Source organism: Methylobacter svalbardensis (assembly GCF_037671525.1).
Taxonomy (GTDB): Bacteria; Pseudomonadota; Gammaproteobacteria; order Methylococcales; family Methylomonadaceae; genus Methylobacter_A; species Methylobacter_A svalbardensis.
Window position 1 is genome coordinate 89,744 of sequence record NZ_JAWPOH010000001.1, and the last position, 14,189, is coordinate 103,932.

General features: G+C 48.1%; 17 protein-coding genes and 1 pseudogene. 11 read left to right on the forward strand and 7 right to left on the reverse strand.

The genetic code is table 11. The features are described from left to right. Positions 1 to 19 precede the first annotated feature (19 nt). Positions 20 to 826 (reverse strand): adenosylmethionine decarboxylase, encoded by an 807-nt coding sequence (speD, locus tag RW114_RS00465; RefSeq protein WP_340120749.1) that lies wholly within the window; start codon positions 824 to 826, stop codon positions 20 to 22. Positions 827 to 831: 5 nt separating this feature from the next. Further along, positions 832 to 1,248, reverse strand: a complete 417-nt coding sequence (locus RW114_RS00470; RefSeq protein WP_340120750.1) for an OsmC family protein — start codon at positions 1,246 to 1,248, stop codon at positions 832 to 834. A 140-nt stretch (positions 1,249 to 1,388) separates the two neighbouring features. Here RW114_RS00470 and crp point away from each other — a divergent pair, with 140 nt between their 5' ends. Then, positions 1,389 to 2,048 carry a cAMP-activated global transcriptional regulator CRP gene (gene crp, locus RW114_RS00475; RefSeq protein WP_340120751.1) on the forward strand — a complete coding sequence of 220 codons (660 nt, stop codon included), beginning with the start codon at positions 1,389 to 1,391 and terminating at the stop codon, positions 2,046 to 2,048. Between the two features lie 25 nt (positions 2,049 to 2,073). Here the strand turns inward: crp and RW114_RS00480 are convergent. The 4 genes and pseudogenes from RW114_RS00480 to RW114_RS00495 form a co-directional block, all read right to left on the reverse strand. Beyond that, positions 2,074 to 2,193 (reverse strand): annotated as a pseudogene (locus RW114_RS00480) (transposase); the annotation flags it as partial. Positions 2,194 to 2,404: 211 nt separating this feature from the next. Beyond that, positions 2,405 to 3,706 (reverse strand): (Fe-S)-binding protein, encoded by a 1,302-nt coding sequence (locus RW114_RS00485; RefSeq protein ID WP_340120752.1) that lies wholly within the window; start codon positions 3,704 to 3,706, stop codon positions 2,405 to 2,407. A gap of 7 nt (positions 3,707 to 3,713) precedes the next feature. Next, positions 3,714 to 4,151, reverse strand: coding sequence for a hypothetical protein (locus tag RW114_RS00490; protein WP_340120753.1), 438 nt, complete (start codon positions 4,149 to 4,151; stop codon positions 3,714 to 3,716). Between the two features lie 15 nt (positions 4,152 to 4,166). Beyond that, entirely contained in the window at positions 4,167 to 5,024 is an 858-nt protein-coding gene (locus RW114_RS00495) for an SIR2 family protein (RefSeq protein WP_340120754.1), read from the reverse strand. 468 nt (positions 5,025 to 5,492) lie between these two features. Between RW114_RS00495 and nifH the strand changes: the two genes are divergently transcribed. The 10 genes from nifH (at position 5,493) to RW114_RS00545 (ending at position 13,244) form a co-directional block, all read left to right on the forward strand. Continuing rightward, positions 5,493 to 6,374: a nitrogenase iron protein gene (nifH, locus tag RW114_RS00500; protein ID WP_340120755.1), complete on the forward strand. Its 882-nt coding sequence runs from the start codon at positions 5,493 to 5,495 to the stop codon at positions 6,372 to 6,374. Positions 6,375 to 6,515: 141 nt separating this feature from the next. Next, positions 6,516 to 7,997, forward strand: coding sequence for a nitrogenase molybdenum-iron protein alpha chain (gene nifD / locus RW114_RS00505; RefSeq protein ID WP_340120756.1), 1,482 nt, complete (start codon positions 6,516 to 6,518; stop codon positions 7,995 to 7,997). Between the two features lie 84 nt (positions 7,998 to 8,081). Continuing rightward, on the forward strand, positions 8,082 to 9,653 hold the full coding sequence (gene nifK, locus RW114_RS00510) for a nitrogenase molybdenum-iron protein subunit beta (RefSeq protein ID WP_340120757.1): 1,572 nt from the start codon (positions 8,082 to 8,084) through the stop codon (positions 9,651 to 9,653). 70 nt (positions 9,654 to 9,723) lie between these two features. Further along, positions 9,724 to 9,948, forward strand: coding sequence for a putative nitrogen fixation protein NifT (gene nifT, locus RW114_RS00515; RefSeq protein WP_340120758.1), 225 nt, complete (start codon positions 9,724 to 9,726; stop codon positions 9,946 to 9,948). Between the two features lie 2 nt (positions 9,949 to 9,950). Next, positions 9,951 to 10,151 (forward strand): 4Fe-4S binding protein, encoded by a 201-nt coding sequence (locus RW114_RS00520; RefSeq protein ID WP_340120759.1) that lies wholly within the window; start codon positions 9,951 to 9,953, stop codon positions 10,149 to 10,151. Between the two features lie 4 nt (positions 10,152 to 10,155). After that, positions 10,156 to 10,866, forward strand: coding sequence for a nitrogen fixation protein NifX (gene nifX, locus RW114_RS00525; protein ID WP_340120761.1), 711 nt, complete (start codon positions 10,156 to 10,158; stop codon positions 10,864 to 10,866). Continuing rightward, complete coding sequence (locus RW114_RS00530) at positions 10,863 to 11,201, forward strand: DUF6129 family protein (protein WP_340120762.1); 339 nt, start codon at positions 10,863 to 10,865, stop codon at positions 11,199 to 11,201. The genes nifX and RW114_RS00530 overlap by 4 nt, the downstream gene beginning before the upstream one ends. A gap of 14 nt (positions 11,202 to 11,215) precedes the next feature. Further along, positions 11,216 to 11,983: a 4Fe4S-binding leucine-rich repeat protein gene (locus RW114_RS00535; RefSeq protein WP_340120763.1), complete on the forward strand. Its 768-nt coding sequence runs from the start codon at positions 11,216 to 11,218 to the stop codon at positions 11,981 to 11,983. A gap of 10 nt (positions 11,984 to 11,993) precedes the next feature. After that, positions 11,994 to 12,956, forward strand: a complete 963-nt coding sequence (locus RW114_RS00540; protein ID WP_340120765.1) for a hypothetical protein — start codon at positions 11,994 to 11,996, stop codon at positions 12,954 to 12,956. 69 nt (positions 12,957 to 13,025) lie between these two features. Beyond that, a complete protein-coding gene (locus RW114_RS00545) occupies positions 13,026 to 13,244 on the forward strand; it encodes a Nif11-like leader peptide family natural product precursor (protein ID WP_340120766.1) in 219 nt (72 codons plus the stop codon). Positions 13,245 to 13,719: 475 nt separating this feature from the next. Here RW114_RS00545 and RW114_RS00550 read toward each other — a convergent pair whose 3' ends face one another. Further along, on the reverse strand, positions 13,720 to 14,172 hold the full coding sequence (locus tag RW114_RS00550; RefSeq protein ID WP_340120767.1) for a BON domain-containing protein: 453 nt from the start codon (positions 14,170 to 14,172) through the stop codon (positions 13,720 to 13,722). Positions 14,173 to 14,189 lie beyond the last annotated feature (17 nt).

A 14,189-nucleotide genomic window follows, 5' to 3' on the forward strand; every position in this document is an offset into this window, starting at 1 on the left:
CGCCCTCATTTAATCAAGATCAGGACTTAACTTCTTCATAACGCTGACGATAATTGTGCCCATAAAAAATTTCGGTCACTTCCTTGTGCAGCTTACTTTCTATTTTCGCTTTTTGATCGACGGACAAGTTGCATTCCTTCTCGAATAAATAGTTTTCCAGCTCGGTTTCCTTGAGCATCATTTTGGTGTGGAAAATATTCTCCTGATACACGTTCACATCGATCATCTGATAACTTTCTTGCGTATCTATAGCAATATAGTTTTGAATAGACGTGATTTTATGATCGATATAATGTTTTTTTCCTGAAATGTCGCGGGTAAAGCCACGCACCTTATAATCCATGGTCACCACATCGGATTCAAAGCTGTGAATCAGGTAATTGAGCGCTTTCAGCGGCGAAATCCGGCCGCAGGTGGAAACATCAATATCCGCGCGAAAAGTGCTGATGCCGTTATCAGGATGGCTTTCAGGATAAGTATGGACGGTAATATGGCTTTTATCCAGATGCGCCAGCACCGTTTCCGGCAAGGGACCGGGCGATTGGCTATTCATGCTGGGCGGTGGCGGCGCTTCGCCCTCGGAGATCAGCATGGTAACGCTGGCGCCTTGCGGCTCATAGTCCTGACGGGCTATATTAAGAACCTGTGCGCCGATGATTTCGGCGACATCCTTAAGGATTTGGGTTAATTTATCGGCATTATAAGCTTCATCGATATACTCGATATAAGCCTGCTGCTGTTCAGCCGGTGCATAACAGATGTCATAGATATTAAAACTCAGTGACTTTGTTAAATTATTAAAGCCGTGTAATTGCAATTTGTTCAAAGTAGTTAAACCTCAATAACTTCAAAATCATGGGTAATTTCCACTGCCTTGCTCAGCATAATGGATGCAGAACAATATTTTTCTGCGGATAACTTTACTGCTCTTTCAACAGCCGACGCCTTTAAATCATGGCCGGTAACGATAAAATGCAGATGGATTTTGCTAAACACGCTCGGGATAGCATCAACCCGTTCGGCAGTAACCTCGGCCACACACTTAACAAAATCATTTCTGCCTTTTTGTAAAATCTGCACCACATCAAAAGAGGAACAACCGCCCACGCCCAATAAAAGCATTTCCATGGGGCGCATACCGATATTACGACCACCGTGGTCTGGAGGACCGTCCATGACAACAGCATGCCCACTGTCGGTTTCGCCGACGAACATCACGCCATCGACCCATTTGACTGTTACTTGCATGTATTTATTTTCCAGGTTAAAAATGAGGCATAGAGTAGCATAAAAATGCTTATTACCAGAGTAACTATGTTGATTTTTTGTTAGAATCTTGCATTATTAGCCGTATTTACCACATTACTTATAATAGATAAATTGTTGCTATGACACTTAAAATCCAAGCCCCCCCCAATAAAGAAGCGTTGGAACATTTTTTACGCTTTTGCCATATCAAAAAATATCCCGCCAAATCCACCATTATCCGGCCTGGCGATATCGGAGACCGACTATATTTTATAGTAGACGGGTCGGTCAGTATCTGTGTTGAAGAAGCTGAGGGCGGACATGAGCTAATACTCGCTTACTTGAATAAAAATGACTTTATCGGTGAAATTGGCGTTTTTAAAGCGACTGAAGCACGAAAAGTCACCGTTAAAACACGTAGCGAGTGCCAACTGGCCGAAATAGGCTACGAACGACTGCGCCAGGTTTTGAAAAAAGAACTTCTGGGGAGACATGGAATTGATATTTTATTCATGATAGGTGAACAATTATCGATACGACTATTAAAAACCAGCCGTAATTTATGCGATCTGGCGTTTATGGATGTTGAAGGGCGAATTGCCCGAACCTTGTTGGATTTGTGTAAAGGTCCCGAGGCAATAACACACCCCGACGGCATGCAGTTGCATATCTCCAGACAAGAAATCGGTCGCATGGTCAGCTGCTCAAGAGAAATGGCCGGACGCGTGTTAAAAGAACTGGAAAATAAAAAACTCATTACCGCACACGGCAAAACCATCATAGTGTTTGGGACAAGGTAACGCCTGGAAACTATTCTTTTAGAATCAGTCGTTCATAGGTTTTACTGAGACGGCGCGAATGGTTTAACCAGCCAAATGTTCGTTCGACGACCCAGCGCCTAGGCAGCAAAGTAAACCCACGCGTTTCTTTTGGACGTAATACTACCGCCAGGCAAAATTTAAAACATTCAGCGGCCTATTGAACCAATAGGCCGCTATATCCGCTATCCGCCCAAATCTTGCGTAACTTTTTGCAACTGCCGGGTACCTTTAACGCTGTGGCTTCCAAGCAACCTGCGGTCGGATGTTTGTGGCGGCTCAGTTTTTGCCGTAATCTTGATCGCAGCGAGCCCTTCTGAAACCCTATGAAATCAGGCTCAAGGAACAGCTATCGAGCAACCCGTCAATGACGTTGAAAGAATGAATGCTTTGGAAATAGTGCGGCAGGATGGCAACTGTCGAGCCAGCAACTGCACAGGATGCTCCACTCTGCCGCCATCGGCGCTGAGAAAAATCCCGCAACCAAAATTACCGCTGACCACCACATCAGCTGAGGTAGCGGCGATGATTTGCTGTTTTAAAGCCCGCAACTGCCCGGCGTTGTCGGGATGAGTCAGCATGTAGCTGCCGCCCGCGCCGCAGCAGATGGGGTTGTCGGCCAGCGCGACAACACTTAGACCGGGGATCTTTTGCAGCAGCGCATAAACGGCTTGCTGGTTTTTGAGCACGTTGCGCTGGCTGCATGGCTCGTGGACTGCGACTTTCAGTTCTGATGCCGTCAGTTGCAGGTCGTCCGGCCAGAATTCCAGCAGAAAATCGTTGATGTCGCACAAGCGTTGCCGGAACAGTTGTCCCGCGTCATCATCATTTTGATACTCGCTTAACATCGCCCCGCAGCCGGTGGCGGTGTGGAGCACGGCATCGACATCCAGCGCATTGAAAACCGCAATATTGTCGTCGATCAAACCGGCGGCAGACTGGCCGTTGTGCTGGTGTATCGCGCCGCAGCAGCCTTGTTGCGGCGGCACCAGCACCTCATAGCCTATCGCATTAAGCAGTTTGATCGCCGCCGGCAAGGTCTCACGGTCGAAATGTTCGGCGATACAACCGGTGAACAGCGCGACCCGGCCGCGTGTCGTGACGCTGGCAGGATAGGAAACAGCCAATGCCTGCAATGCCGGCTTACCCAGCAAGGCTTCGGCATCCGCCAAATGCAGTTTTTTCAGCAATCCGCTACGCCGTAACGGTTTTTGCAAGCCCGATTTCAGATAAACGGCCAACAGCGGCATTAACCGCCTCAGCCAGTCCTTGTTTTCAATCAGCCTGAACGCCAGTCTTGCCAGCCAACCCGATGTAACCTTTAACCCGGCCTGAGCCTGATCGAACAACTGCCCGTAGGCCATCCGGCTTGGGCAAACGCTTTCGCAGGCCCGGCATTGCACGCAGTTATCCAGATGTCGACGTTCATCTGCGCTGATCGGCAGGTTTTCAACCAGAATCTTGCTGATGGTGCGAATGCGTCGGCGCGGGGTTTCTTCGTCAATCGGGAACAGACGGAAGGTCGGGCAACTGCTGACGCACATGCCGCAACGCATGCACTCGCCGGCATCCGGGATATACGGCTCCGACGCTGTTTGCTCGCCGGGTTCATCAAAGCTCATGTCCATGAAATCAAACATCTCGGGCCTACATCACCTTGGTATAGGCGCGACGCAACAATTCCATTTCGGCAGGCGGCCTGCCGCGCAGTTCCGGCAAGGTCCGCATCCGGCAATCCCGGCTTTGCATCAGTTTGTGCGGCGGGTCGAGCAACATGAAGCGCGCCATATGCACGGTGATAATGCCGCCGGGCGTATCGATTTGTTCGCTGAACTCCAATTCGACGCGCAATAGGTCATTGTCCAGTTGCAAAAGCCGGTTGATGTTGTTGACCAACATGGCCGGATGAGTACTGACTTTTTCGGTGATGAATTCTTCAGGTTCCAGAGCGCTGGACAACGCGGGCAAAGGCTCCGGAAAGCAGATGCTGCCGTTGCTGTGCTGGGCGAACAGCATCAAGGCGCTGATGTCGCCTTTATAGTAAAGCAGCAGACGATGATTAGTGAATGCGTCGGACTGAGTCATCAGTTGATTGAACCTCTATGCCGCGCCAAGCAGCGCAGGATTCGCGGCATCCAGCAGGTCTTCAACACCCGCATCCAGGATTTCCAGGCCTATTTTTTTACAATAGCGGATTTCCTTATCGGTCGGGTTCTTGTTCAAAACCCAACCTTTTTTCTCTGCCGCGCCGTAAACGATATCGCTCATCACCATGCGTTCCGAATCCCTGTTTAACGGCATGCCTATAAACAGGTATTGTTTGCCCTTGCGGTACTTTTTAAGGAAATCCGGAATAGCGAAGCCTCCCATTAATTCGCTGATGTAATCGACATAGTCGGCATCCGAAGCGATGTAGTTGGCTTCCGGTTTAGGCGTACCCATCGGTTTAAACAAAATGGGCAGCCTACGGTCAACCTGTTCCTGCGGGATTTCAAAATAATCGCTGCCGTCGAAGTGATATATTTTGAATCGAAAGTCGCTGGCGGTGATTCTTGCAACACCGACAATCAGCGTATGTTCTTCATCGGCATAGCTGTCTTGTAGTTGGGTATCCCGATTGATATCGACGACATAAGCGGGTTTCCATTCCGCCAGCCAATTATGGACTGACGCACTCGTCCATTCGGTTTCGCCGTATAACTTGGTCAGAAACTGGCCCAGAAAGTTCCTGCCTCTTTTGAGCTCCTGATTCATCGCCGCCCTGGGAAACTCATACATGAGCTTGGGTGCCATCGGCTTGCCGTTATTCATCGCCAAAATCAGGCTATGGCTGTCCGCAGGCATGGGCGCCCCGGTTAGTTTATTGGTTGCATCGAAAAGCGCGCCCGGTCCCAGATAAGGCACGACCTTGTTTTCAAACAAACCGTTTAGTATTTCAGAAAAGACAGTAGCAGACATTGCAAACTCCATTATTAAGTAGGTGTGTCTTTTACTTAAGCAATATTTAATCCAGTTTTCCACGGCTTTTGATAAACAGCTTAACTACATGATTAACAACAGGTTAAATATGCCTCTATTAAAAACGCCAGAGATACTTTTGTTCTGTTTGTAACAATCCGCCTACTGTCTGCAAACACAAAACCTTCAATACCCGTCCCACAACTTGACATCGTTCCCCCGCTCCGGCGTGGGAACGATAAATGGCTTGCGTAGATTCCTATGGGTATGAGGACAAGGTTAAATAACCGCACTGTTACTAAGCTTACAGAACATAACAAAATGTTTGAAATACAACGTTGCCTGCTCTTTGCATAAACCAGAATAATCAATACAATTCAACAGCATAAATACAATAACAGCAACTGGCACAGCGCTTGCTTTAGTCCTAATGTCATTAACAACAACGTCCTATAAGAGGAGAAGATCATGGCATTACGTCAATGTGCAATATACGGTAAAGGTGGAATCGGTAAGTCTACTACAACTCAAAATCTGGTTTCTGCGTTAGCGGAATTGGGTAACAGTGTAATGATCGTCGGTTGCGATCCAAAAGCTGACTCTACCCGTTTAATTCTTCATGCAAAAGCTCAAACCACCATTATGAGCTTGGCTGCTGAAGCGGGCAGTGTTGAAGATTTGGAACTTGAAGATGTACTGAAAGCGGGTTACCGCGGCATTAAATGTGTTGAATCAGGCGGTCCTGAGCCTGGCGTCGGTTGTGCGGGTCGCGGTGTAATCACGGCGATTAACTTCCTCGAAGAAGAAGGTGCTTACGATGATGAACTTGACTTCGTTTTTTATGATGTACTTGGGGATGTTGTGTGTGGTGGCTTTGCCATGCCAATCCGTGAAAACAAGGCGCAAGAAATTTACATCGTCTGCTCGGGAGAAATGATGGCGATGTATGCGGCTAATAACATTGCTAAGGGTATTGTGAAATACGCCAACTCAGGCAGCGTACGTTTGGCCGGCTTGATTTGTAACTCACGTGAAACTGCACGTGAAGATGAATTGATCTCGGCTCTGGCTGCAAAAATCGGTACGACCATGATTCACTTCGTACCGCGTGACAACGTCGTACAACGTGCTGAAATTCGTCGTATGACCGTTATCGAATACGAACCAGAACATAAACAGGCGCAAGAGTACCGCGATTTAGCGATAAAAATTCGTGATAACAAGAATTTCGTCATTCCTACACCCATCACGATGGATGAGCTGGAAGAATTGATGATGGAGTTCGGCATTATCGATCAGGAAGACGAATCTATCATTGGTGTAACGGCAGCCGCAGAAGCGGTCGCTTAAAACCTGATTTATCGTACTGTGGGGGCGACTTTAGTCGCCCATCAACTGAAAGGGTAAAGGCGCCTTGCGTCGCCTCCACAGACATTCCGTCCTAAAACCTGCCTGTCGGGAGATTACCCGCGGCATAAGTTGGAGACAATCATGGCAGCTTTAACAAAAGAAGAGACCGAAGCGCTTATTCAAGAAGTGCTGGAAGTCTATCCGGAACAAGCCAGGAAAGATCGCGCTAAACATTTAACCGTTAACGATCAATCCCTGGAAAAATCAAACAAATGTATTACCTCAAACCGTAAATCTTTGCCCGGCGTTATGACCGTTCGCGGTTGCGCTTACGCCGGCTCCAAGGGCGTGGTTTGGGGCCCGATTAAAGATATGATTCATATCTCGCACGGCCCGGTCGGCTGCGGTCAGTATTCGCGTGCCGGTCGTCGTAACTATTATGTCGGTACGACGGGCATCAATACCTTCGGCACGATGAACTTTACTTCCGATTTTCAGGAAAAAGATATTGTTTTCGGCGGCGATAAAAAGCTCGCGAAAATAATGAACGAAATCGAACAATTATTCCCGTTAAACAAAGGTATCAGCATTCAATCTGAATGCCCTATCGGCTTGATTGGCGATGATATTGAAGCGGTCGCCAAGAAAGCCAACAAGGAAATCGGCAAACCTGTGGTGCCGGTTCGTTGCGAAGGTTTTCGCGGCGTTTCCCAATCGCTGGGCCATCATATTGCGAATGATGCGATTCGGGACTGGGTATTGGAAAACCGCGACGGCGACGATAGCTTCCCCACCACGCCTTATGATGTCGCGGTGATCGGAGACTACAACATCGGCGGCGATGCCTGGGCTTCGCGTACCTTGCTGGAAGAAATGGGTTTGCGCGTTGTCGCCCAATGGTCCGGTGACGGTACGATTGCGGAAATGGAAAAAACGCCCAAGGTGAAACTGAATTTGATCCATTGCTATCGTTCAATGAACTACATTGCACGGCACATGGAAGAAAAATACAAAATCCCCTGGATCGAGTACAACTTCTTTGGCCCTACCAAAATTGCCGAATCGTTACGCAAGATTGCTGCGTTGTTTGATGAAACAATTCAGGCAGGCGCTGAAAAGGTTATCGCCAAATATCAGTCCGATTACGATGCGGTTATCGCCAAATACAAACCGCGTCTGCAAGGCAAACGCGTAATGCTGTATGTCGGCGGCTTGCGTCCGCGTCATGTGATCGGTGCGTATGAAGACTTGGGCATGGAAGTGGTCGGTACCGGTTATGAATTCGGCCACAACGATGACTATGACCGCACCATCAAGGAAATGGGCAATGCGACGCTGATTTATGACGACGTGACCGGTTATGAGTTTGAAGAATTCGTTAAGCGGGTTCAACCGGATTTGATCGGTTCCGGCATCAAGGAAAAGTACATTTTCCAAAAAATGGGCATTCCGTTCCGTCAAATGCACTCCTGGGATTATTCCGGCCCTTATCACGGCTATGACGGCTTTGCGATCTTTGCACGAGATATGGACATGACACTGAATAACCCTTGTTGGAAACAGGTGAAAGTGCCCTGGAAAACAGCTGAAAATTCAGCTGTAGCGGTCGCCGCAAGCGCTTAATTTTGTGTAGGAGCGGGATTCCCCCTCAACCGCTCCTACTCCTTCAACCGTCGTCCACAGATTAGTGGCGCGTAGGAGATTATCATGAGTCAAGAAGTCGAAAACATACAACCGAGCTACCCTTTATTCCGTAACGATGAATACAAGGAAAGCCTCGCCAACAAACGTGAAGCTTATGAAGAGCGTCATCCCCAGGAAAAAATTGATGAAGTGTTTCAGTGGACCACCACCAAGGAATACCAAGAACTCAATTTTAACCGTGAAGCGTTAACCGTAAACCCTGCTAAAGCTTGCCAACCCTTAGGCGCGGTGCTTTGTGCGCTGGGTTTTGAAAAGACGATGCCCTATGTTCATGGTTCGCAAGGTTGCGTCGCTTATTTCCGTACCTATTTCAACCGTCATTTCAAAGAGCCTGTTGCCTGCGTTTCCGACTCCATGACTGAAGATGCGGCGGTTTTCGGCGGACAGAAAAACATGATGGCCGGTTTGGAAAATGCCAAAGCGTTGTATAAGCCGGAGATCATTGCCGTATCAACCACCTGTATGGCTGAAGTTATCGGTGACGACTTGAATGCGTTTATCAATAACGCTAAAAAAGCCGGACATATCGAGCAGGAATTTCCAATACCTTATGCGCATACCCCAAGCTTTGTCGGTAGCCATACCACCGGCTGGGACAATATGTTCGAAGGCATGTTGAAGTATTTCACCCTGAATCATATGGACGACAAGAAAGTCGGTTCAAACGGCAAGATCAACCTGGTTCCCGGCTTTGAAACCTATCTGGGCAACTACCGCGTCATGCATCGCATGATGAAGGAAATGGGCGTCGATTACTCGTTATTGAGCGATCCTTCCGAAGTATTGGATACACCGGCTGACGGCACCTTCCGCCTATATGCGGGCGGCACTACCCAGGCTGAAGTGAAAGACGCGCCTAATGCGATCGACACCTTGTTGCTGCAACCCTGGCAGTTGGAAAAAACCAAAAAGTATGTGCAAACCATCATGCATCAACCCGCTACCGCCATCAATATTCCGATGGGCCTGGAATGGACCGATGAATTCCTGATGAAAATCTCCGAACTGACCGGCAAACCGATTCCTGCTTCTCTGGAACTGGAACGCGGTCGCTTGGTGGACATGATGACCGACTCGCACACCTGGATGCACGGCAAGAAGTTTTCCTTGTACGGCGATGCGGATTTCGTGATGGGCATGACCAAATTCCTGCTGGAAATGGGCGCCGAGCCGACCGATGTATTGTGCAACCATGCCAACAAACGTTGGAAAAAAGCCATCGAGAAAATGCTCAGCGATTCGCCTTACGGACAAAAAACTCAAGTCCATACCGGCAAAGATTTATGGCATTTCCGTTCATTGGTCTTTACCAACAAGCCGGACTTCATGATCGGCAATTCTTACGGCAAGTTCATTCAACGCGACACCTTCTATAAAGGCGAAGAGTTTGAAGTGCCGTTGATCCGCATTGGCTTCCCGATCTTTGACCGGCACCATCTGCACAGAATGACAACTCTGGGTTACGAAGGCGCTATTTATATGCTGACAACCCTGGTTAATGCCGTGCTGGAACAGTTGGATAAAGAAACCAAAGACATGGGTACAACGGACTATAACTACGATTTGATTCGTTAAGTTATCGAAAGTATGTGGGGGCGACTGAAGTCGCCCCCACACCCTTAAATGCGTGTAAACGGAGAACGCTATGCCTAGTGTTATGTTGAAAAAAAATGCAGAGGGCAAATTAGTCTTCTATGTGCCTAAAAAAGATTTGGAAGAAGTGGCGGAATCCGTTGAATTCGATAGCCCCGACAAATGGGGCGGTGAAGTTCTACTCAGCGACGGTTCAAAATATTATTTCGAACCGATGAATGAACAGCCCGACTTCCCTCTTACCCTACGCGCCTTACGTTTAGATTCAGGAGAATAATCATGGCTTTATATATTGTTGAAGCGGATTGTATTTCATGCGGCGACTGCGAACCGGTCTGCCCAACCATGTCGATCACGGAAGGTTCTATTGTCTTTAAAATCGACAAAAAAACCTGCACCGAATGCAAGGACGATTTTGACATACCCCAATGTGTCAAAGTATGCCCTATCGATAACTGCATTTTACCTTTAGAGGCATAAGCAGATGAACAGCCAGACTACACTCTCGCGAGAACTGGCTTTACGTATCGGGCTGGCGGCTCGCGCTTTGCCCGATACTGATGCCAAACGCTTGCTTTCAGTATTGACTAATTGCATCGGCCTTCCTATCACTGAAGAAAAAATTGTCGGCATTAATCTGAAAGCACTTAAAACTGCGGTGGCGGGTGAGTTTTTAGATGTCGACGAGCCTTTATTGACGCATGCTTTAAGCATTCTTAAATCCGGTCTGCATTCCCATGCAGGCGTGCAGGAACGACAAGCCTATGTTGACGGCGATATGCCCGGCTCCGTTCGTATCGCCTGCGCCAGTAATGACGGCATTAACGTTGATGGCCATTTCGGTTCTTGCAGCCAATTCATGGTTTATCAGATTTCAGCCGATGAGGCCCGGTTAATCGACATCCGCAACCCTGACATACCTAAGGGCCTGGAAGTGGATGATAAAAACGTGTTCAGGGCGGAACTGATTCAGGATTGCCAGGTGCTTTATATCGCCTCGGTTGGCGGTCCTGCGGCGGCAAAGATTGTCAAGCTGGGCATACATCCCATGAAGCTGCCCGGCATTGACACCATTGCCGACATCATTGATCAGCTGCAAACCGTTATTGCCGGTACTCCGCCGCCCTGGCTGGCTAAAGTTATGGGCATTGATGCAACTAATCGATTCAGGTTTGAAAGGGAAGCGACGGGATGATTACCACAAATCAAGTCAACGCCATAGCGGCAGAAATCGAAGCATTGGGTGTCGATGAAACCACGGATTATGAAACACATCCCTGTGTTTCACCCTCCGGGCCGGCCGCAGGCCGTTCAAATTCGCTCCAGGCGAATTTGTCGGTACTAAGACAGCAATACCCAAGTATCCATTTCACTTACTGCATGGATGACGATCTGCCCAATAACACGCCGGTCATTGAGCATAAAGAGTTCAACCTTTATTTAGTTGATGGCCGGGAACACTGTCTGTGCCTGACCAATGATTATGACGTTGCCACGGGCATCGTCGTTGCAGAAGTCATCGCGGACTAAACGGAAGTTATCGCATGTCCAGTCGTGAAAGCCCTGTCAGCGTTCCTTTTGCCGATTGCAGCCTTTGTCCTTTTCGCGGCAAGACGCTGCTGATGGGGCGCTGCATGCCCGGCGACACCTGTGTATTCGTTGAAAGCGGCCGGCAGATTGACCGCTTTTTTCGCGTTAACCCCGGTTATGCCGAGCACTATCTGCACGACAATTTTTGGGAAAGGCGCGCTATTGCGGTCCGTTATGCACCGCAAAAGGCATTGACCGAGCTGATTCATGATGAAGATGAAGTGGTCAGGCGCGCAATCGCCTATCGGATACCCGTGTCCCAGCTGCATCTGTTAATCGATGATCCGGATAGAGAAGTACGCATGACCGTAGCCGATCGTATTGCGCCCGCCGATCTGGAAAAGATGGCTGGCGATCAAGACTATATCGTCAGATTAACGATAGCCGGAAGACTGCCGGAAGGACGCCTGTTCCGCTTTATTCGCGATATAGACCTGCAAGTACGAAAAATCGTTGCCGAACGTTTGCCCGAAGTCAGCCTGGGTTTAATGGCTCATGACAATGCACCTGAAGTCAGGCGCATTGTCGCCGAACGGATGAACCCCGATGATGTCGTAATCATGCTCAATGATGCCGACTGGGTGGTGCGTTATACCGCGGCCCAACGCGTTGCTGCCGAAGCATTGGTCGGTCTGCTTGACGATCCCGAGCCTGATGTCAGGGCGGTGGCGCAGGAACGATTAACAAGCATTGCCCATGCAACACATGGGCACGAGAAATAGGAAACAGTGTATGGCTGATCAACCTTTTCAGATGAATGGGCAACAGCTTGCAAAAATCTGTAAGCACACCCTGCCCGACCACAACGATGAATTAATACTCGCTAAACTTCAATCGCTGAACCCCGGCTATCCGATTCGCTTAGCCAGAACAGGCGCCGAATGGTATCGCCTGGGCGGCATTGTCGATATGGACGGCAACCGTATCGCCAATGATTTGATCGAATGGACGGAAAGAACCTATATCGAATGCGGCAAAAACCTGCAAACCCTGATCGATCACGCACGGGAGCAAAAGCTGATTGCCACACGGCAGACCGGCAATACCCTGTATTTTGTTATTCAAACCGGCAGCAAAGCGGAACAGTTCATCCAGATCGACATCGATAAAACCCATGAGATGTCGGATCGCTTACTGGTTAATGAGCATAATCCGCCGGAAGATTTAGAAGAATTTATTGATCCACTGGAGCCGGAATGCATAGAAACATTCTGTATTGGAACGTCGCGTTATTCTTATCGACGTAAAACTGACGTGTCGATTTTCATGGATGAAATCAATAAATACCATATCAAAGAACATCCGGCACAACGTTTTATGGATGACTGGAACCGAAGCAGCGCCCAGCAAAAAGCCGCACTTTCCGATGACTGGATTGTCCGGCCTTTCAGGCATACCGGACGCTTCGGGGAACAAATCATCAACGTCGAACTTATCAATACCCAGCAAAAAAACGTGCCGCAACTGGACGATATCAACGGCAAGAAAGGCACCCCGCTGCATAACCTGTTGGCCCGTTTCGACCGGCAGGCGGGTTATCCCTTTGCCTGGTTCTTTTATATGGTTAAAGGCAAGCTGGTTTCCCCGCACTGCGGTTTAGCGGTTTTTAAGGATATCAGCGGAGATTTTTCTTATTTACCCGAACGCGATGTCGCGGTACTTAAAGACTGGATTAACACGCCTTATAGCGTGTAGCGAACACTCGATTTTTCATCAACTGCTTTGTAATGCAAAGCATATTTTTAAACCATAGGAGTAAACACCATGTCAATTGCACAAATAAAAGCATTCTCTGAACTAGCAAAAGCAGATCCAAAATTGAAAGAAAAACTGTTAGCCGTTCAAAAAATCAGGGAGCTGATCGCATTGGGCAAAGAATATAATTTTGAACTGGATGAAGTGGAACTGTATCCGCCCAACGAACCGCAATTTGTCGAAGAACAGCTTTCTGAAAGAATGGCTAAGGCTTTGTTGAGAGTTTAAGACTCTGTAAGGCAGTTCACTCCATACTCTCGAGTCGAGTCACAACTGCATGTAGCCGTCAGTAGAGTGGGCAGGCTTTTTTGCCCGCCCTACTGATGAATCCATGCTTTTGGTATTGTAAGCCGTGCACCCGAGCGAGTACATAAAGGCCCTATCTTTTACCTGACCGCATCCATAGCGCAACCCATCATATCAATCTAAAAAGAAAATGCGCACGATTGATTTTTCGGTCGCATTTCATGCTTCCGTATGTCGCCGAGCAGCAATATGAAAGGACATGAAAACCTATCGCGAATCTTTCCGCAGGATAATGCTCCAAAGCTTCAGGTGATTTTTCAACAACCATCGTGTTGATGTCTTCATTCATTGGGGGCTATTTTTTCCTTATTGTCAGTTTATCCTCAACATCGACTACCCCCTTCGTATTACGAGCTATTTGGCGCACCAAATCAGCCTCGATATCCGAATTCAACTCTCATTCAAGGAATACAACACCATTTTTTGTTGTTATATGAATTTTCAAACCATGCGTATTTGGGTTCAGCAACAGCCTGGATTTCACCTTGGCGGTGATATTGGCATCTTCCACAAAATGCAGGAATGAACTTTGTTCAGGATTGCGTTGCGCTTCAGGACTGGTGTTCAATTTGTTGTCGACATTCTTGACCCCTTTGACGCCTTTCGCAATTTCGCCGGCCAAGTCACTTTCGATGTCGCTTTCCACCGTGCCGGTCAAGGTAACCATACCATTGTTCACATCGACGTCTATCGTGAAAGGATTCAGATGTTCGCTTAAAGCGTAAGTCGTCACGATTTTCGCTTTAAGCCAAATATCCGAAGTTTGCTCGGTTTCCTTCTCGTCTGCGATAGCCGTGAAACCTATTAATGACAAAATCAATGCCAGAATGGCCAAGTATCTTGTTTTCATGTTCAGCTCCCATAATA

Coding starts and splice junctions, on each gene's coding strand:
- RW114_RS00470 (WP_340120750.1), bottom strand. CDS start 1,248: ATGCAAGTAACAGTCAAATGGGTCGATGGCGTGATGTTCGTCGGCGAA.
- crp (WP_340120751.1), top strand. CDS start 1,389: ATGACACTTAAAATCCAAGCCCCCCCCAATAAAGAAGCGTTGGAACAT.
- RW114_RS00485 (WP_340120752.1), bottom strand. CDS start 3,706: ATGTTTGATTTCATGGACATGAGCTTTGATGAACCCGGCGAGCAAACA.
- RW114_RS00490 (WP_340120753.1), bottom strand. CDS start 4,151: ATGACTCAGTCCGACGCATTCACTAATCATCGTCTGCTGCTTTACTAT.
- RW114_RS00495 (WP_340120754.1), bottom strand. CDS start 5,024: ATGTCTGCTACTGTCTTTTCTGAAATACTAAACGGTTTGTTTGAAAAC.
- nifH (WP_340120755.1), top strand. CDS start 5,493: ATGGCATTACGTCAATGTGCAATATACGGTAAAGGTGGAATCGGTAAG.
- nifD (WP_340120756.1), top strand. CDS start 6,516: ATGGCAGCTTTAACAAAAGAAGAGACCGAAGCGCTTATTCAAGAAGTG.
- nifK (WP_340120757.1), top strand. CDS start 8,082: ATGAGTCAAGAAGTCGAAAACATACAACCGAGCTACCCTTTATTCCGT.
- nifT (WP_340120758.1), top strand. CDS start 9,724: ATGCCTAGTGTTATGTTGAAAAAAAATGCAGAGGGCAAATTAGTCTTC.
- RW114_RS00520 (WP_340120759.1), top strand. CDS start 9,951: ATGGCTTTATATATTGTTGAAGCGGATTGTATTTCATGCGGCGACTGC.
- nifX (WP_340120761.1), top strand. CDS start 10,156: ATGAACAGCCAGACTACACTCTCGCGAGAACTGGCTTTACGTATCGGG.
- RW114_RS00530 (WP_340120762.1), top strand. CDS start 10,863: ATGATTACCACAAATCAAGTCAACGCCATAGCGGCAGAAATCGAAGCA.
- RW114_RS00535 (WP_340120763.1), top strand. CDS start 11,216: ATGTCCAGTCGTGAAAGCCCTGTCAGCGTTCCTTTTGCCGATTGCAGC.
- RW114_RS00540 (WP_340120765.1), top strand. CDS start 11,994: ATGGCTGATCAACCTTTTCAGATGAATGGGCAACAGCTTGCAAAAATC.
- RW114_RS00545 (WP_340120766.1), top strand. CDS start 13,026: ATGTCAATTGCACAAATAAAAGCATTCTCTGAACTAGCAAAAGCAGAT.
- RW114_RS00550 (WP_340120767.1), bottom strand. CDS start 14,172: ATGAAAACAAGATACTTGGCCATTCTGGCATTGATTTTGTCATTAATA.